Source organism: Rhodanobacter sp. ANJX3, from assembly GCF_014200755.1.
Lineage (GTDB): Bacteria > Pseudomonadota > Gammaproteobacteria > Xanthomonadales > Rhodanobacteraceae > Rhodanobacter.
On sequence record NZ_JACHCM010000004.1, the window covers coordinates 298661 to 316806 of the forward strand.

The window sequence follows — 18146 nt, forward strand, 5'->3', positions numbered from 1 at the left end:
GAAAACCTCGGGTGATATCGGCATCGGCACCAGCGTAAACCTTTGCGCTCCAGTTCTTACGAATACTTAGTTTTCGCTTAGTTTAAATGATTATTTCTGCATTTGAAAAATAATATCGATAATCCATCTTCGGTTATAAAAATGTCACAGTTCATGAATAGAAATAGATGGTCATTAACGACCCTATTTTCTGGATAATCATGAAGCGGATCAGTCGCACGACTCTTTTCACGAGCACTCAGCTTGCCCTTTGTCTGATAGCCAACCTGCCGTTTGCCAGCTACGCCAGCGATGCCACGCCAACAGCCGCTATCCCGGCGACAGCGACGAATGACGCCAGCGCAGACTCTTCCAAGAAGGTGAAGAATCTCGACGCGGTGAAGGTGACCGGTGCCGCCATCACAGTCGACAAGATCGCGCCGACCCAGGGTTCGATGATGGCGATCCAGCCGCAGTCGATCATCGGTGAGCAGTACCTACGCGAAAACGTGGCGCCGACCGGTGATTACACCGACGCCATCTCCATCGCGCCGAGCATCTCCACGGTCGCGCCGAACGGTCCGGGCCTGATGGAGGCGCAGAGCGTCACCATGCGCGGCTTCCAGGACGGCGAGTACAACGTCACCTTCGACGGCATTCCGTGGGGCGATTCGAACGACTTCACCCATCACTCGACCTCGTACTTCACCACCCAGGACACCGGCAGCATCGTGGTCGATCGTGGCCCGGGCACCGCGAGCACGCTGGGCAACGCCACGTTCGGGGGCACCATTGCGGTGGGCTCACGCACGCCGTCGGATACCGCGGGTATCGAGCCCTATCTGAGTTTCGGCAGCTTCGGCACCTGGGTCGAGGGCGCTCAGCTCGATACCGGTGCGATCCAGCAGACCGGCGGCACCACGGCGCTGATCAACCTGGAGAACGTCCGGTCGGATGGCTATCTGACGTACGCCGGGCAGCGCCGGCAGAACGTTTTCGCCAAGATCGTGCAGCCGATCGGCGACAACACCACGCTGACGTTTGTCGGCATGTACAACAACATCCACCAGAACGTGCCGCTGGGCGCGACGCGCGCCCAGATCGAGGCATACGGCCCGAACTATGGCTTGAACAACGATCCGTACAGCCAGGACTACTACTGCTACAACATCGACAATATCGACACCTATATGAGCTACGTCGGCCTGCACTCGGCGTTCGACGGCTGGACGATCGACAACAAGGCCTACACCTATTCGTACAACCACTTCGGCTGGAACGGCGAGGACCCGAATGGCGAAACGCCGAACGGCACCATCTACAGCCCGCTCGACGTGCCGGCCCAGGCGCTGCGCAATACCTACACGTCGTACGGCGACATTTTCCGCCTGAGCAAGGAACTGGGGCCCGGCGAGCTGCGCACCGGTTTCTGGTACGACCACCAGCGCAACCTGCGCACGCTCTATGAGGTGGACGCCAATCTCAACTACGCCTACAACGCGCCGACCCAGCTGGCCGCCACCGATCGCGACATGCGCGATACGCTGACCACCTTTCAGCCCTATCTCGAATACAACTGGAACATCACCGACCGGCTGTCCCTGACCGGCGGCGTGAAAGATGCCGACTTCAAGCGCGACATCAATGCCCTGGTGAACCAGAAAACCGGCGAGCCGCTGGTGTATTCCAAGGATTACAGCAAGGTGCTGCCGTCACTGGCGCTGCACTGGCAGCTGAGCGACAGCTGGACCGCCTATGCACAGCTGGCCAAGGGATTCCTGGCGCCCAACCTCAACACCTTCTACACCAGCGCACCGCAGGACAATACGGTCAAACCGCAGCAGACCATCAACAAGCAGCTCGGCACGACATGGTCCGACGGCCGCCTCACGCTGTCGGCGGACGGCTACTACATCAACTTCAACAACAAGATCGAAAGCCGCACGGTCGGCGCCATCACCACCTTCTACAACGCCGGCGGCGCGGTCTACAAAGGGTTGGAGGGAGAGGCGACCTATCTGCTGGCTGACGGCTTCAGCGTGTACGCCAACGGCTCGCTCAATCGTGCCATCGACAACGCCACCAACCAGTGGCTGCCCAACGCGCCCAGCAAGACCGCCGCGCTGGGTATGATCTACAACAGCGGACCGCTGTATGCCTCGCTGATCGACAAATTCGTCGGTCACCGCTATGGCGATACCGGTCTGCAGCAGCCGTTCGGCGGCTACGCCACCACCAACTTTGCCGCCAGCTATACGTTTGCCGAAGGTTTCGGAGCGCTCAAGAGCGTCAAGATCGGCGTGCAGGTCGACAATGTCTTCGACAACAAGAGCGTCTACTACCTTTCCGGCTACACCGCCCAGGACAACACGCCGCTGTATTTCACGATACCGGCGCGCAGCTACGAGCTGACGTTTTCGGCGAAGCTTTGATGGATGGCAAAAAGATTGCGTCGTTCGTTGCAGTAACGCAGCAAAATTACAGACGTAACATCCGTGCCTTTCATCGGACCAGCACTTGTGGCACACGAGAAGAGTAGCCAATGCCACTTACTGAGGCGAGACAGCCTCTCATCCAATCGAAAGTGGCTCTCATCGAGTGGGCACAACGACCGCACAGCATTTGCCCAAGTGCTTTTTAATTATCGAATTAGTTGAGCTACGGCCTGGCGCGCTGACAGACCGTTTGCGAAAAGTCCATTATTGGCCAAGATCCATCCTGCGTCGGCTTTAACCCAAATGCGAAGAGAAACTGGATAGACTTGAAGTAAGTCACAGGGGAGATCAGGGATGAATCGTTTAACGTCTTGGCTTTTTCTCGCTGTTCTGTCTTGCACAGCACTCACCGCAGCAGCTAGCTCACAAAAGCAGTTCCAGGCGAGCATGCTCGTTACCGGCTCCATTGTCGTGGCGCCCGACGGGACCGTTAGCAGCTTTACGTTGGACCAAACCAGCAAGCTTCCCAGCGCTGTTGTGGATCTGATGAATAAGGGCGTTCCGTCATGGCGATTTGCGCAGACGAAGCGTGACGGCCAGCCAGTCGCCGCAGCGGCAAGAATGAGCGTCCGCATTATTGCCCAGCCTCAAGACAACGGAAATTACGTTCTCCGGATGAGCGGAGCCCAATTCGATCAAAATACGAATGCCAAGGACTCCCTACATGCAAACCGAATTCCTCCAACGTACCCTGCTTCGGCAATCCGGGATCATGTTGCCGGCTCGGTGTATTTATTAGTTCGAGTGAATAAGCAGGGGCAGGCGGTCGATGCCTTTGCCGAACAAGTCAACCTTGATGCCCAACCAGGGGGTATGCCTTCTGAGTCGACTATGAAAAGGTGGAGAGCCCTCCTTGCCAATGCCTCTCTTGAGGCCGTTCGCAAATGGACATTCCGTAGCCCTGGATCAAACGACCATTCCACGGATGGCTACTGGTACGCACGAGTACCCATAAACTTTAGTTTTGCGGACTCACTTGAGCGTCCGACACCCGAGTACGGCAAGTGGGAAATCTACGTGCCTGGCCCCGTGGAACAAAATCCTTGGTATAGCCAAAGCCGGATAGCGGATCGCGATATAGATGCACTTCCGGATGGAAGCGTCTCTCTTGCCGATCAGGGGCTGCATCTGGTGACGCCACTTGGGGGCTCCTAAATAAATATCCCTAAAGGCGGCAGTCGACCCGCGCTTTTCCTCGCACCTCATTCTTAAAGTCTTTTTCCAAAATCCAAGCGGTTGGAAGCAGGCTTTATCTGCGAATAAAGTTTCAATTGCACCTATTGACGCCATTGCTGCATCGCATCTATGTTCGACTCATGTCATCGAACTTGCTGCCCGCCCGCACGCACTTTGCACCGGTTAACGCCGGCGCCTTGCTGTTGCCGGCAGGCACCTTGTCGAGTGGCATTTCCTCGTCCACCATTACGATTACCAGCACGACCGGTACCGGTACGGGCTGGGAGTCGGTGCGCGAATAGGTTTCAACAAACGCGCAACGGCTCCGCCCTCCAAGAGGCGAGCCGGCACAGTCCGACCCGCCAGGGAGTCGGAGCCTCATCCGGAGGCTACTGTGAACATCTGTGCACCCCAACTCGCCGAACAACCGCTCAAACGCCGCGCGGCCTTTCCGCTGGCGCCGCCATCGTTACGCCAGCGCGTATTGTCGGTGGGACTGATCGGACCGGGCCGCGTCGGCAGCGCCCTGCTCGACCAGCTGCGCGTCGCACAGCCGCGGCTGCAGCGCGATACCGGGCTAGCCCTGCAGCTGCGCGGCGTGGTCGCCAGCAAGCGCATGTGGCTGGACTGCGACGACGCCGAGCTCAACGGCCGCCACGGCGGCGCGCAGACCTGGCGACCGAACGATCTGGATGCCTTCGCCGAGCACGTGCGCAACAGCGGGCGCCATGCACTGCTGATCGACTGCAGCGCCAACGACGCCATCGTGTCGCGTTATCCCGCTTGGCTGCAGGCCGGCCTGCACGTGGTGACGCCGAACAAGCTTGCCGGCAGCGGTCCGCTGGAGCGCTGGCAGGCGATTCAGCGCGCCTGCGCCGATGGCGCGCGCTTCCGTTATGAGGCCACGGTCTGTGCCGGGCTGCCGGTCGTGCAGACACTGCGCGACCTGCTCGATACCGGCGACGAGCTGCTGGCCGCCGAAGGCATGTTCTCCGGCACGCTGGCCTGGCTGTGCAATCGCCACGACGGCGCCCAGCCGTTTTCCGCGCTGGTGCGCGAGGCGCATGCGCTCGGCTACACCGAGCCCGATCCGCGCGACGATCTGTCCGGCATGGACGTGGCGCGCAAGCTGGTGATCCTGGCGCGCGAGGCCGGCTGGTCGCTCTCGCTGGACGACGTCTCGGTGGAAAGCCTGGTACCGGAAGCGCTGGCCCAGCTGCCGCGCGACGAATTCATGCAGCGGCTGGACGAGCTGGATTCGCCGATGGCGGCCAAGCTGGCGGAGGCGCGCGCCTGCCACGGCGTGCTGCGCCACGTCGCCCATCTGGACCACGCCGGCCATGCCAGCGTGCGCCTGATGGTGCTGCCGGCGTCGCATGCGTTCGCCCATACGCGGCTGACCGACAACGTGGTGCAGTTTCGTACCCGTCGGTACTGCGATAATCCGATGCTGGTACAAGGTCCGGGCGCCGGGCCGGAAGTGACGGCAGCCGGCGTGTTTGCCGATCTGCTGCGCATCGCCGAATCGCTGCAGGTACACGCATGAGCACCCTGTCCTCAACCATTGCATCCGTCAAAAGCCCCGCTCAGGAAGTCATGAAGTCCGCTCCGCCACGCGCCCGCCGCGCCCTCGCCTTTGCCCCCGCCTGTGTGGGCAATGTGGGCGTGGGCTTCGATATCCTCGGTCACAGCATGGCCGGCGCCGGCGACCGCGCCGACGTGCGCCGCATCGAGGAGCCGGTGGTGCGCATCTCGGCAATCCACGGCAGCGTGGTCGACCTGCCGACCGACGCGCTGGGCAACACCGCCGGCGCCGCACTGATCTCGCTGCGCAAGGCGCTCGGCCTGCGCCACGGTTTCGACATCGTGCTGCACAAGGGCATTGCGCTGGGGTCGGGCATGGCCGGTTCGGCCGCCTCGTGCGTGGCTGCGCTGGTGGCCGCCAACGCGCTGCTGGAAAAGCCACTGCCGCACGAAGCGCTGTACGGCTTTGCCCTCGACGGCGAAGCGGTGGCCAGCGGCAGCCGACACGGCGACAACCTGGGGCCGATGCTGCTCGGTGGCCTGGTACTGGCCACTCACGATCGGTTGCTGCGTATACCGGTGCCGGCGAGCTGGCACTGCGCGCTGGTGCATCCGCACTTCGTGCTGGAGACGCGCAAGGCGCGCGCGGCGCTGGCCGGCGACTACCCGCTCAGCGCTTTCGTGGCGCAGAGCGCCAACCTCGCCCTGGTCCTGGCCGGCTGCTATCTCAGCGACGCCGCGCTGGTGCGCGAAGGCCTGAAGGACGTATTGGTCGAACCGCGGCGGGCCTCACTGGTGCCGAACTTCGCCCGCGTCAAGCAGGCCGCGCTCGATCATCGCGCACTGGGCGCCAGCATCTCCGGTGCCGGCCCCAGCGTGTTCGGCTGGTACGAACACCGCAGCGAGGCCGAGGCCGCCGCCGCGGCGATGCGCGCCGCGTTCGCCGAAGCGGGCCTCGACAGCGACACCTACGTCGCACCAGTCGATGGACCCGCCGCGCGACTGATCGATGCCATAGATGAAAAGACCTGGGCCGACGCCCCCGCTGGCGAGGGCGCATGACCGCAGCGAGTTTGAAAACCCAGGCCGCTGCCTCGCCGATGCGGTATGTGAGCACGCGCGCCGGCAGCCCCGCCGTATCGATCAGCGCCGCGATTGCCGCCGGCCTTGCGCCCGACGGCGGACTCTACGTTCCCGAAACGCTGCCACGGCTCGATCCTGCCGCATTCGATCCCGGCGGCGCACTGGCCGATACCGCCGCAACGCTATTGGCGCCGTTTTTTGTCGGCGATGCGCTAGCCAGTGAGCTGCCCGCCATCTGCGCCGAGTCGTTGAATCTCGATATTCCGCTGCGGGCCCTGCCGCAGGCCAAGGCACACGTGCTCGAACTGTTTCACGGCCCCACGGCGGCGTTCAAGGACGTCGGTGCGCGCTTCCTCGCCGCCTGTATGCGGCGCCTCCCCCGTGCCGACGCGCGGCCGCTGACGATACTCGTCGCCACCTCGGGCGATACCGGCGCCGCGGTCGGCGCAGCGTTCCATCGCCAGCCCGGCTTGCGGGTGGTGATCCTGTACCCCGACGGCAAGGTGTCGCCGCGCCAGGCGCATCAACTGGGCTGCTTCGGCGACAACGTGCACGCGCTGCGCATCGACGGGCGCTTCGACGACTGCCAGCGCATGGCCAAGGCGGCGCTGGGCGATGCCGAACTGCAGGCCGCCGTGCCGCTGACCTCGGCCAACAGCATCAGCCTCGGTCGCCTGCTGCCGCAGATGAGTTACTACGCGCATGCGGCGCTGGGCTGGTGGCGCGAACGGGGCGAACCGCTCAATGTCATCGTACCGACCGGCAACCTCGGCAACGCGATGGCCTGCCTGTGGGTGCGCGAGATGGGTCTGCCGATCGGCCAGGTAGAGTTGGCCTGCAACGCCAACGCGACGCTGCCTGACTATTTTGCCGGCGGCGAGTACGAGCCCCGCGCCGCCATCACCACGCTTGCCAACGCGATGGACGTGGGTGCGCCGAGCAACGTCGAGCGTCTGCGCTGGACCTTCCCCGACGAGCGCGCTTTACGGCAACTGCTGCAAGCACGCAGCGTCGGCGATGAGGCCATTCGACAAACCATCACCGCCCATGCGCGCCGGCACGGCGAAGTGTTCTGCCCGCACACCGCCACCGCCATGCACCGGCTCGACCAACTGCGCGCCGCCGGCGACACAGACGCCTGGACCGTGGTCGCCACTGCTCATCCGGCCAAGTTCGATAGCGTGGTCGAGCCGCTGATCGGGCATGCCGTCGATGTGCCGGCGCCTCTCGCCGCGATGCTAGAGCGGTGGGCGACGGCCGATCCAATGGCAGCAGATGATGACGTACTGAAAATGTACTTGCGGCGCTGACGCTCAATTCGTCACGTGATTGTAGGCAGCTTGACAGGCAAAGCCGGCTTGTCTGCTAGCCTTTTGCGCTAAACACTATGGAATACATCAGATGACGTTGAGCGCCAAGTTCGCCACAGCCCTTGGTCTTGCCACACTTTTGGTCTTCGCCGGCCTCATCCCTCTGGGCCGCTGGCACGATGAATATTTCACGCTTTACCATTTTCACGAATCCGGCATCGCATACCTTGGCGAGCGCCTGCTGCATTGGAGCCCGCGTCCGTTATCTGAATTTTTCGCCTACATGTACGGTCTGGCCGTCTACCGTGTTGACTCACCTCTAATTGCCGAATTTCTGGCGATCTTCTGGCTTATGTTCGTGGCCGCTGCACTGTGGCCGGTGTTGCACGACGGCAAAGGCTTCCTGTGCGCATCGGTACTGGTGGCTTTGCTTTTACTGGGTCACCCGGTCGCCGAAGTTTTCTACTGGCCCTTCGCGACGGTCGCCTATTTGCCGACGGTCGCAGCCGCACTACTTCTGCTGACCCTCGACTGGGGCGGTCAAATCGAAGGTCCTTCAGGCAACGCGTGGATTTTCCTGGCCCTGACGGTTTCTGCCGCGAGCTCCGAAGTTGGGGCGCTTTTTACGGCAATCTACGTCGTACTGCTGTTTGCCATCCGCAGCGTAGAAGACGGTTATCGCTGCCTGATCTTCACCATTCCATTGTTGCTTTCGGCTGCAGTGCTTTACTTGCAATTCACTGGGCGTGTCGCGGTTGGTGGCGAGGTTTTCGGTGACCCATCCGTCGCGCACCATCCGGTCGCGACCATGTCAGCCGTCGCGAAGCATTTGCTTTTCGAGCTTTTGAAAGGTGATAGCGGACATCACGCATTCACACTCCTCATTTCGGGCCTGGTCACAAAGCTTTTATTTTTCTGCGGCGTCTACATCGTTATATCCGCGAGGGGGAAATTTGCTCCGCGAGTCCAGAAGCTAAGACTGATTCTCGCCATCGCAGCGATTGCGACAGCTGTGCTGACGCTCGCTGCTGCGCTCTATAATTTTGGATCTCCCTGCTGCGAGCGGCATGCCACGATGCGCCAGGAGTACGTCTTTATCACTATCGGTTCGATAGCCAGCTATATGGCAGCACGCTGGCCGATTCGCGGTCGCCGGCACGCCGGAATACTTCTGGTCTGTTCCATGCTGATTCCATTGGCGGTAGCCATCCCGAAACTGAAAACGGAATATCTTGGCTACGCCGAAACGTGGCGAGCGGATAACCAGACTTGGCGATCCGGTCGCTCCGCCGGATCCTCTATGCAAATAGAACAAGCGGTGCCTGGACCTATCAGCGGTGGCCTGGTTATTACCCCGGGCACCTATCAAAGCGGATCATCGGCGAGGAATGATGTGCCTTGGATGCTTGTCTTTTTCGGCAAGCAATCGGCCATCGTCTCTGCGCCAAATGGAGCGCAAAACAACGATACCCGGCAGTAAACGTGCTCTATGCACCGATGAACGCGCTTACTTAACGCAAACCAGTTGCATCAATCGAGCGCGCGGCGACGAGAAGACTCGCTAATTCACATTTTCGCTTTGAATCACACGCTTACAAAAGCATCTGGACGCCCAGCCGTCCAAACGACTATTCGGTGGCACGAAAAAAGTTTCTAACGAAACTACCTCAGAAAAAGGTTGACAGGCTTTAGCAAGGTGCCTTACGGTCAGGGACATGTCGCAACGCACAAGCCACCGCAGCAACACCCAGACCCGCCCACTCATCGCGATTGATGCGCTGCTGCAGCTGCGTGGCAAGCTTCTTCTTACCCTTGTACTCGTACTCCTTATTACCAACGGAGGTGCGGGCTGAGGGCATGTGTCCAGGTAAATAGAAACAAACCTGAAGACTCCCAAAAACCCCGCACCGGCAACGGAGCGGGGTTTTTTTTGCCTCCAGCAACGCACAACACAGCGGAGCCATGATGAAAAATCCAAATCAACCATCTGACGACGGCATTAGCGACGTAGCGGCCGATCACGTGCGAATTTTCGATACCACCCTGCGCGACGGCGAACAGGCGCCCGGCTTCTCGATGGACCGTCGTGCCAAGCTGCGCATGGCGCAGGCGCTGGAAGCGCTGGGCGTCGACGTACTCGAGGCCGGGTTTCCGCAGGCCTCGCCGGATGACTTCGCGGCCGTGGCCGACATCGCCCGCTTGCTGAAGACCACGACCGTCTGCGGCCTGGCGCGCTGCCAGGCCGGCGATATCGACACCACCGGCCGCGCGCTGGAAAAAGCATGGCGTTCGCGCATCCACGTGTTCCTGTCGACCAGCCCGCTGCATCGCGAGCACAAGCTGCGCATGAGCAAGGCGCAGGTGCTGGACGCTACCGTGATGGCAGTGGAGCGCGCTCGCGGCCTCTGCCACGAGGTGGAGTTCTCCGCCGAGGACGCGTTACGTACTGAACCCGAATTCCTGGTGGAAGTGTTCAGCGCCGCCATCGCGGCCGGTGCCACCACCGTCAATGCGCCGGATACGGTCGGTTACACCACGCCGTCGGAAATCTTCGAGCTGTTCACCTACCTGCGCAACAACGTCAAGGGCGCGGACAAGGTGGTGCTCTCCAGCCATTGCCACGACGATCTGGGCATGGCGGTGGCCAACAGCATGGCCGCGATCAGCGCCGGCGCGCGTCAGGTGGAATGCACCATCAATGGCATCGGCGAGCGCGCCGGCAACGCCTCCCTGGAAGAAATCGTGATGGCGCTGAAGGTGCGCGGGCACTATTTCGGCGTTGACACGCGCATCGACACGCGCAAGCTGCATCCGACCTCGCGCCTGCTGACCCAGATCACCGGCCAGCACGTGCCGCGCAACAAGGCCATCGTCGGCGATAACGCCTTCGCGCACGAGTCGGGCATCCACCAGCACGGCATGCTGAAACACCGCGGCACTTACGAAATCATGCGCTCGGAAGATGTCGGCATTCCCGAAGTGCGCATGGTGCTGGGCAAGCACTCCGGCCGCGCAGCCTTACGCCAGCGTCTGGAAAGCCTGGGCCACGCCGTGGAGGAAACCGCGATGGACGACATCTTCGCGCGCTTCAAGACGCTGGCCGATAAGAAGCGCGAAATCCACGACGAAGATCTGGAAGCGATCGCCATGGGTCTGGATCCGGACATGGCCGGGCCGTGGCGGATCGTGCAGCTCACCAGCGCCACGCATCTGGGTGGCGGCGCCTCGGCATCGGTAAAGCTGGCGCACGACGACGGCCGCGAAACCAGCGAAGCGGCGATCGGCGATGGTCCGGTCGACGCCGTATTGCGCGCGATCGAGCGTGCCGCCGGCAGTGAAATGAAGCTGACCGATTTCTCCGTGCGCTCGGTCAGCGAAGGCGGCGACGCGCAGGGCCATGCGCAGCTCACCGCTCGCCACAACGAGCGCGACTGGCACGGTCACGGCATCAGCACCGACATCGTCGAGGCAACCGCGCTGGCGGCGCTGGACATCGTCAACCGTATCGAACGACACACGCCGGCCACGCAGCGCGTTGCCGTCGCACATCTCTGATCACACGCACCGCACTTCTTTCGGAACTCGTCATGACTACACCTTTCATCTGGCACAACGGCCGCATCAAGCCCTGGGCAGAGGCCACCGTCCACGTCAGCGCGCACGCCCTGCATTACGGCTCCTCGGTGTTCGAAGGCGAGCGCGTGTACGCGACGCATCGCGGACCGGCGTATTTCCGTCTGGCCGATCACACGCAGCGGCTGTTCGAGTCGGCCCGCATGTACGAGATCGACATCGGCTACACCGAAGAGGAGATCAACGCCGCCTGCATCGAACTGATCCGCGCAAACGAGATGGCCTCGGCGTACGTGCGACCGATCGTGTTTCGCGGCGCCGGTGGGCTCGGCGTGCTGCCGCGCGACGGTTCGCCGGTGGACGTGTCGATCATGGCGCTGGACTGGGGTGCGTATCTGGGCGATGCGCTGGAGGTCGGTGCCGACGTCTGCGTGTCGTCGTGGAATCGCGCCGCGCCCAACACCTTCCCGAGCTGGGCCAAGGCCGGCGGCAATTACCTCAGCAGCCAGCTGATCGCGTTTGAAGCGCGCCGTGGCGGCTACGACGAAGGCATCGCGCTGGGCCACAACGGCCTGCTCAGCGAAGGCGCCGGCGAGAATCTGTTCCTGGTGAAAAAAGGCCGGCTGTTCACCCCGCCGACCAGCGCCGGCATTCTGGCCGGCATCACCCGCGACAGCATCATCACCCTGGCCGAAGAGATGGGCCTGCGCGTGGAAGAGCGCGACATGCCGCGCGAGGCGCTGTACTCGGCCGACGAGATCTTCATGACCGGCACCGCCGCGGAAGTCACGCCGGTGCGCTCGGTCGATCGCAAGCCGGTGGGCAAGGGCGAACCCGGCCCGATCACGCGGTCGCTGCAGCAGGCCTTCTTCGGCCTGTTCGATGGGCGTACCGAAGACACCAGAGGTTGGTTGACGCCTGTTAGTGCGGTCGTCCCTGACCGCGAAGATCAAGAAGCGGCCATCCATGGCCGCACTCCTCACCACGAGCCATCCACTCTGGAGATCATCGGATGACTGCGAAAACGCTATTCGAAAAAGTCTGGGATGCCCATGAGGTCGTGGCCGAAACCGAGGCCACTCCGGCAACCCTCTATGTGGATCTGCACCTGATCCATGAGGTGACCACACCACAGGCATTCACCGAACTGCGCCAGCGTGGCCTGCCCGTGCGCCGGCCCGACAAGGTACTGGCGACACTGGATCATTCCACCCCGACCACGCCCGCCGATGCGGCCGGCCACTACACCTATGTCACACCCGAAGCCGAACAGCAGGTGCACATGCTGCAGGCCAACTGCGCAGAATTCGGCATCGAGTTGAACGGCTGGGGTAGCGATCACCGCGGCATCGTGCACGTGATCGGGCCCGAGTACGGCGCCACCCAGCCGGGCATGACGATCGTGTGCGGCGACAGCCACACCGCCACGCACGGCGCGTTCGGCGCGCTGGCCTTCGGCATCGGCACCACCGAAGTCGGCCACGTGCTGGCCACGCAGTGCCTGCTGCAGCGCAAGCCCAAGACGCTGGCCATCCACGTCAGCGGCAAGCTCAAGCCCGGCGTCGGCGCGAAGGATCTGATCCTGCATGTGATCGGCAGCATCGGCGTGGGCGGCGGCACCGGCCAGGTGATCGAATACCGCGGCAGTGCCATCGAGGCCTTGTCGATGGAACAGCGCATGACCGTCTGCAACATGTCGATCGAAGCAGGCGCCCGCGCCGGCCTGATCGCCCCCGACGAAACCACGTTCGCCTGGCTCAAGGGCCGTCCGCGCGCGCCGCAGGGCGCCGCCTGGGACGCCGCCGTCAAGCACTGGAAAACCCTGGTGACCGACGAGGGCGCGCGCTACGACAACGAGGTATTCATCGACGCCGCCGACATCGGCGCCACCATCACCTACGGCACGCATCCGGGCATGGTCACGCCGATCGGCGCGGCGATTCCCGCCGCCCGCGATGCGCAGGAAGAAAAAGCGCTGGCCTATATGCAGTTCAGCGGCGGCCAGCAGCTGACCGGCGAGAAAGTCGACGTGGTCTTTGTCGGCAGCTGCACCAATTCGCGCCTATCCGATCTGCGCGAAGCTGCCAACGTGATGCGCGGCCGTAAAGTCGCCCCCGGCGTGCGCGCATTGATCGTGCCGGGCTCGGTGCTGATCAAGCGCGAAGCCGAGGCGGAAGGCCTGGACGAAGTGTTCCGCGCCGCGGGCGCCGAATGGCGCGAAGCCGGCTGCTCGATGTGCATCGGCATGAACGGCGACATCGCCCAGCCGGGCCAGCTGGTGGTGTCCACCAGCAATCGTAACTTCGAAGGTCGGCAGGGCAAGGGTGCACGCACCGTGCTGGCCAGCCCGCTGGTGGCGGCGGTCGCTGCGGTCACCGGCCAAATCACCGACCCATCCGCCTTTCTGGAGCAGGCCGCATGAAGCCCGTCACCGAAATCCGCTCGCGCACCGCGGTGCTGCCGTTCGAGAACATCGATACCGACCGCATCATCCCGGCGCGTTTTCTGACCACCACCGAGCGCTCGGGGCTGGGCAAGTACGCGTTCAACGACTGGCGCTACCAGGCCGACGGCAGCGACAACCCCGATTTCCCGCTCAACAAAACGGAAACGAAAGGCTGCGCGATTCTGGTGGCCGGCCACAACTTCGGCTGCGGCTCGTCGCGCGAACACGCGCCGTGGGCGCTGCTCGATTTCGGCCTGCAGGCTGTGATCTCGTCCGAGATCGCGGACATCTTCCGCAGCAATTCGCTGAAGAACGGCCTGCTCACCATCGTGCTGCCGGCCGATGCCCACCGGCGTCTGCTAGAGCAGCCCGGCATCGAGTTGAGCATCGACGTGCGCGAGCAGTTCGTCGAGCTGCCCGACGGCAGCCGCATCGGCTTCGAGCTCGAACCCTTCGCCAAGCACTGCCTGCTCAACGGCGTCGATCAGCTCGGCTACCTGCTTCAGCAGGACGAGGCCATCAGCGCTTATGAACGTCAGCACGAACGGCAGGAGGTCGCCGCATGAAGGCGCATATCGTCACCCTGCCCGGCGACGGCGTCGGCCCCGAAGTCACCGCAGCGGCCGTCGCCGTTCTGAAAGCGGTCGCCAAACACGGCGGCCACGAATTCCAGTTCGAGGAGCACGCGATCGGCGGCAGCGCCATCGATGCGTTCGGCGAGCCGCTGCCGGCTGCATCGCTCGACGCGTGCAGGCGCGCCGATGCGGTGCTGCTGGGTGCGGTCGGTGGTCCGAAGTGGTCCGACCCGAACGCCAAGGTTCGCCCGGAGCAGGGCCTGCTGGCGCTGCGCGCGGCGCTGGGCGTGTACGCCAACCTGCGTCCGCTGCAGGTGCATCCGTCGCTGGCCAACCTGTCGCCGCTGAAGAACGACAAGCTGAAAAACGTGGACGTGCTGTTCGTGCGCGAACTCACCGGGGGCACCTACTTCGGTGCCAAGACGCGCACCGACGACACCGCCACCGACGAGTGCAAATACACCGTGCACGAGATCGAGCGCGTGGTGCGCCGCGCCTTCGATCTGGCGCGCGGCCGCAAGAAGCACCTCACCTCGGTGGACAAGGCCAACGTGCTGGAAACCTCGCGACTGTGGCGCAGCACGGTGCAGCGCATCGCGCCGGACTATGCCGACGTCACCGTCGAGCATCAGCTGGTCGATTCGATGGCGATGCTGCTGCTGACCCAGCCCTCGCACTACGACGTGGTGGTCACCGAGAACCTGTTCGGCGACATCCTCACCGATGAAGCAGCCGCGATTGCCGGTTCGCTCGGCCTGCTGCCGTCGGCATCGCTGGGCGACGGGCGCAACGGGCTATACGAACCGATCCACGGCTCGGCGCCTGATATCGCCGGCAAGGGAATCGCCAATCCGACCGGTGCGATCCTTTCCGCCGCGATGCTGTTGCGTCATTCGCTGCATCTGGACGCCGAGGCGGCCGCGATCGAGGCTGCCGTGAGCCAGGTGCTGCGCGACGGCCCGCATACCCGCGACATCGGCGGCGATGCGGGCACTGAAGCAGTGCGCGATGCCGTGCTGCGCGCACTCGAGCATCACGTCGAAACCTCCGACGCCTCGTTCGCCGGTGCCAGCGCATGAGGTCCTCGCAGCAACATCCTTGCAGTTCCCCGATTGGACATACGGACATGTCCAGTTTTTTTCTGCCGCCGTTTCGGCAGAGGCGTTTCTTACCGGCGTCACTTAAAACTTCTGGAATCTTTCATGCGTAGTGATCAGATAAAAACCGGCCCCGACCGGGCTCCCGCCCGCGCGATGCTGCGCGCTACCGGACTGGACGATGAAGCGATCGCCAAGCCGCTGGTAGCGATCGTGCATACGTGGTCCAACGTCAGCCCGTGCAACCTCAACCTGCGCGAACTGGCCGAACATGCCGCGGCCGGCGTGCGCGCCGCCGGCGGTACGCCGATCGAATTCAACACCATCGCGGTGACCGACGGCATCGCCATGGGTACCTCGGGCATGCGCGCCTCGCTGATCAGCCGCGAGGTCATCACCGACTCGATCGAGCTGGCCGTCGACGGCCACTGCCTGGACGCGATGGTGGTGCTGTGCGGCTGCGACAAGACCATTCCCGCCGCAGCGATGGCGATGGCGCGACTCAACATCCCTGCCGTCGCGCTTTACGGCGGCAGCATCGCGCACGGCACGCACGACAGCCATCCGATCACCATCCAGCAGGTGTTCGAAGCCGTCGGCGCGCACGGCGCCGGCAAGATCAGCGACGCCGAGCTGACCTCGGTGGAGAAAGACGCCTGTCCCGGCGCCGGCGCCTGCGGCGGCCAGTTCACCGCCAACACGATGGCGATGGTGCTGACCACGCTGGGCCTGTCGCCGATGGGCCTGAACGATATTCCAGCCACGCATCCCGCCAAGGGGCACGCGGCGTTCCGCTGTGGCGAATTAGTGATGGAATGTTTCAGGGAGGACCGCAAACCGCTCGACCTGCTCAGCCGCACTTCGTTCCGCAACGCCGCGCGCATGGTCGCGGCGACAGCCGGTTCGACCAACGCGGTGTTGCATCTGCTGGCGATCGCGCGCGAAGCCGGCATCGAATGGAACCTGGAAGATTTCGAGCCGGCCTCGGTGCACACGCCGGTGATTGCCGACCTGCTGCCGGCCGGCCGCTACACCGCGGTAGAACTCTTTGGTGCCGGCGGCAGCGGCCGCGTGGCGCAGGAGCTGATCGCCGTCGACATGCTGGACGATGCGCCGACGGTCACCGGCCGCAGCCTGTTCGAGGAAGCCGCCGCCGCACCGCGCGCCGACAAGCAGGACGTGGTGCATCCGGTCAGTAGCCCGCTGAAGCCGCGCGGTGGGTACTCCATCCTGTACGGCAACCTCGCACCGGACGGCTGCATCCTCAAGCTGGCCGGCAAGGACAGCGGTCAGTTCGAGGGCAAGGCACGCGTCTTCGAGAGTGAAGAGGAAGCCTTCGCCGCCGTGCAGGGCGATCAGATTCACGCCGGCGACGTCATCGTGATCCGCAACGAAGGCCCGGCCGGCGGGCCCGGCATGCGCGAGATGCTCGGCGTCACCGCCGCGCTGATCGGACGCGGCCTTGGCAACGACGTGGCCCTGATCACCGACGGCCGTTTCTCCGGCGCGACCCACGGCTTCATGGTCGGCCACATCGCACCGGAAGCCGCTCGCGGTGGCCCGATTGCGCTGCTGCGCGAAGGCGACGCCGTGATCATCGACGCCGAAAAGCGCGAGCTGCGCACCAGCGTCGATCTGGCCAAGCGCCGCGCCGACTGGCATCCGCCGGCACCCAAAGTCACCCATGGCGCGCTGGCCAAGTACGCGCTGCTGGTCGGCTCCGCCTCCGATGGCGCCACGACCCAACCGTCCAATGCCTCCAGCCGTCCGGCCATTCAGACGTCCAAAACCTCTTCCACCCCAACAACGCCTACCCCATCGAACCCAGGAGCCACCGCATGAGCAACGCCACCACCAACGACACTCTCGCCAAGGCGCGCATCGCCGTGCTCGGCTACGGCAGCCAGGGCCGCGCCCATGCGCTGAACCTGAAGGATTCCGGCCTCGATGTGGTGATTGGCCTGCGCCCCGGCGGTCCGACCTGGAAAAAAGCCGAGGCCGACGGCTTCGCCGTGGTCGAGCCTGCCGAAGCGGTGAAAGGTGCCGACCTTGTCGCCGTGCTGACGCCGGACATGGTGCAGCCCACGTTGTACACGGACGTGATCGAGCCGAATATCAAGCCCGGCGCTGCGCTGCTGTTCGCGCACGGCTTCAATATCCACTTCGGCCAGATCAAGCCGCGCGCCGATATCGACGTGATCCTGGTCGCCCCCAAAGGCCCTGGTGCGCTGGTGCGCAGCGAGTACGAGCGCGGTCGCGGCGTGCCGTGCATCTGGGCGGTGTATCAGGACGTCAGCGGCCACGCCGAGGCCACCACCAAGGCCTATGCCGACGGCATCGGCGGCGGTCGCGCCATGCTGATCCAGACCGATTTCAAGGAAGAAACCGAGACCGATCTGTTCGGCGAGCAGGCCGTGCTCTGCGGCGGCGCCAGCGAACTGGTCATCGCCGGCTTCGAAACCCTGGTCGAAGCCGGCTACCAGCCCGAGATCGCCTATTACGAAGTGATGCACGAGCTGAAGCTGATCGTCGACCTGTTCTACGAGGGCGGCATCACCCGCATGCTCGAGTTTGTCTCCGAAACCGCGCAGTACGGCGACTACGTCAGCGGCCCGCGCATTGTCGATGCCGCCACCAAGCAGCGCATGAAGGACGTGCTCACCGACATCCAGGACGGCACTTTCGCGAAGAACTGGACGGCCGAATACAAGGCCGGCCTGCCGAACTACAAGAAGTTCAAGCAGGCCGATCTCGATCATCCTATCGAGAAGGTCGGCAAGGAGCTGCGCGCGCGCATGCCGTGGCTGCAGTCGAGCAAGGCGGCACCGGCCGCCGAGCCGCTGAAGAAAGTCGGCTGAAGCTAAGCACCACGGCCGCCGAGCGATGCC

The 18146-nt window shown here is 63.6% G+C and carries 14 protein-coding genes; all 14 read left to right on the top strand.

Annotation, left to right across the window (positions count from 1 at the left end):
* Nucleotides 1-200: 200 nt before the first annotated feature.
* The 14 genes from HDE76_RS13050 to ilvC all read left to right on the top strand — a co-directional run bounded on the left by HDE76_RS13050 (nt 201) and on the right by ilvC (nt 18116).
* The gene (locus HDE76_RS13050; RefSeq protein ID WP_184508132.1) at nt 201-2411 is read left to right on the top strand and encodes a TonB-dependent receptor; all 2211 of its coding nucleotides are present in this window, start codon (nt 201-203) and stop codon (nt 2409-2411) included.
* Nucleotides 2412-2768: 357 nt separating this feature from the next.
* Complete coding sequence (locus HDE76_RS13055) at nt 2769-3629, top strand: energy transducer TonB (RefSeq protein ID WP_184508135.1); 861 nt, start codon at nt 2769-2771, stop codon at nt 3627-3629.
* A gap of 161 nt (nt 3630-3790) precedes the next feature.
* Nucleotides 3791-3952 carry a hypothetical protein gene (locus tag HDE76_RS13060; RefSeq protein WP_184508138.1) on the top strand — a complete coding sequence of 54 codons (162 nt, stop codon included), beginning with the start codon at nt 3791-3793 and terminating at the stop codon, nt 3950-3952.
* A gap of 152 nt (nt 3953-4104) precedes the next feature.
* Nucleotides 4105-5196: a homoserine dehydrogenase gene (locus HDE76_RS13065; RefSeq protein ID WP_221262421.1), complete on the top strand. Its 1092-nt coding sequence runs from the start codon at nt 4105-4107 to the stop codon at nt 5194-5196.
* A 50-nt stretch (nt 5197-5246) separates the two neighbouring features.
* Nucleotides 5247-6236, top strand: coding sequence for a homoserine kinase (locus HDE76_RS13070; protein WP_184508483.1), 990 nt, complete (start codon nt 5247-5249; stop codon nt 6234-6236).
* A gap of 38 nt (nt 6237-6274) precedes the next feature.
* A complete protein-coding gene (thrC, locus tag HDE76_RS13075; RefSeq protein ID WP_184508485.1) occupies nt 6275-7567 on the top strand; it encodes a threonine synthase in 1293 nt (430 codons plus the stop codon).
* 91 nt (nt 7568-7658) lie between these two features.
* Nucleotides 7659-9047, top strand: a complete 1389-nt coding sequence (locus tag HDE76_RS13080; RefSeq protein ID WP_184508144.1) for a hypothetical protein — start codon at nt 7659-7661, stop codon at nt 9045-9047.
* Between the two features lie 485 nt (nt 9048-9532).
* Nucleotides 9533-11122 (top strand): 2-isopropylmalate synthase, encoded by a 1590-nt coding sequence (locus HDE76_RS13085; RefSeq protein WP_184508147.1) that lies wholly within the window; start codon nt 9533-9535, stop codon nt 11120-11122.
* A 32-nt stretch (nt 11123-11154) separates the two neighbouring features.
* Nucleotides 11155-12156 carry a branched-chain amino acid transaminase gene (locus HDE76_RS13090; RefSeq protein ID WP_184508150.1) on the top strand — a complete coding sequence of 334 codons (1002 nt, stop codon included), beginning with the start codon at nt 11155-11157 and terminating at the stop codon, nt 12154-12156.
* A complete protein-coding gene (leuC, locus tag HDE76_RS13095) occupies nt 12153-13562 on the top strand; it encodes a 3-isopropylmalate dehydratase large subunit (RefSeq protein ID WP_184508153.1) in 1410 nt (469 codons plus the stop codon). The genes HDE76_RS13090 and leuC overlap by 4 nt, the downstream gene beginning before the upstream one ends.
* A complete protein-coding gene (gene leuD / locus HDE76_RS13100; protein WP_184508156.1) occupies nt 13559-14152 on the top strand; it encodes a 3-isopropylmalate dehydratase small subunit in 594 nt (197 codons plus the stop codon). The genes leuC and leuD overlap by 4 nt, the downstream gene beginning before the upstream one ends.
* The gene (gene leuB / locus HDE76_RS13105) at nt 14149-15240 is read left to right on the top strand and encodes a 3-isopropylmalate dehydrogenase (protein WP_184508159.1); all 1092 of its coding nucleotides are present in this window, start codon (nt 14149-14151) and stop codon (nt 15238-15240) included. The genes leuD and leuB overlap by 4 nt, the downstream gene beginning before the upstream one ends.
* Before the next feature lie 123 nt (nt 15241-15363).
* Nucleotides 15364-17100: a dihydroxy-acid dehydratase gene (ilvD, locus tag HDE76_RS13110; RefSeq protein ID WP_184508161.1), complete on the top strand. Its 1737-nt coding sequence runs from the start codon at nt 15364-15366 to the stop codon at nt 17098-17100.
* The gene (gene ilvC, locus HDE76_RS13115) at nt 17097-18116 is read left to right on the top strand and encodes a ketol-acid reductoisomerase (RefSeq protein WP_184508164.1); all 1020 of its coding nucleotides are present in this window, start codon (nt 17097-17099) and stop codon (nt 18114-18116) included. The genes ilvD and ilvC overlap by 4 nt, the downstream gene beginning before the upstream one ends.
* The last annotated feature ends 30 nt before the right edge of the window (nt 18117-18146 follow it).

What these genes read in the sequence shown, in the direction of transcription:
- leuC (WP_184508153.1), top strand. Translation starts at nt 12,153, where the DNA reads ATGACTGCGAAAACGCTATTCGAAAAAGTCTGGGATGCCCATGAGGTC.
- HDE76_RS13085 (WP_184508147.1), top strand. Translation starts at nt 9,533, where the DNA reads ATGAAAAATCCAAATCAACCATCTGACGACGGCATTAGCGACGTAGCG.
- HDE76_RS13090 (WP_184508150.1), top strand. Translation starts at nt 11,155, where the DNA reads ATGACTACACCTTTCATCTGGCACAACGGCCGCATCAAGCCCTGGGCA.
- leuB (WP_184508159.1), top strand. Translation starts at nt 14,149, where the DNA reads ATGAAGGCGCATATCGTCACCCTGCCCGGCGACGGCGTCGGCCCCGAA.
- HDE76_RS13080 (WP_184508144.1), top strand. Translation starts at nt 7,659, where the DNA reads ATGACGTTGAGCGCCAAGTTCGCCACAGCCCTTGGTCTTGCCACACTT.
- HDE76_RS13070 (WP_184508483.1), top strand. Translation starts at nt 5,247, where the DNA reads ATGAAGTCCGCTCCGCCACGCGCCCGCCGCGCCCTCGCCTTTGCCCCC.
- HDE76_RS13050 (WP_184508132.1), top strand. Translation starts at nt 201, where the DNA reads ATGAAGCGGATCAGTCGCACGACTCTTTTCACGAGCACTCAGCTTGCC.
- HDE76_RS13055 (WP_184508135.1), top strand. Translation starts at nt 2,769, where the DNA reads ATGAATCGTTTAACGTCTTGGCTTTTTCTCGCTGTTCTGTCTTGCACA.
- HDE76_RS13060 (WP_184508138.1), top strand. Translation starts at nt 3,791, where the DNA reads ATGTCATCGAACTTGCTGCCCGCCCGCACGCACTTTGCACCGGTTAAC.
- ilvD (WP_184508161.1), top strand. Translation starts at nt 15,364, where the DNA reads ATGCGTAGTGATCAGATAAAAACCGGCCCCGACCGGGCTCCCGCCCGC.
- ilvC (WP_184508164.1), top strand. Translation starts at nt 17,097, where the DNA reads ATGAGCAACGCCACCACCAACGACACTCTCGCCAAGGCGCGCATCGCC.
- leuD (WP_184508156.1), top strand. Translation starts at nt 13,559, where the DNA reads ATGAAGCCCGTCACCGAAATCCGCTCGCGCACCGCGGTGCTGCCGTTC.
- thrC (WP_184508485.1), top strand. Translation starts at nt 6,275, where the DNA reads ATGCGGTATGTGAGCACGCGCGCCGGCAGCCCCGCCGTATCGATCAGC.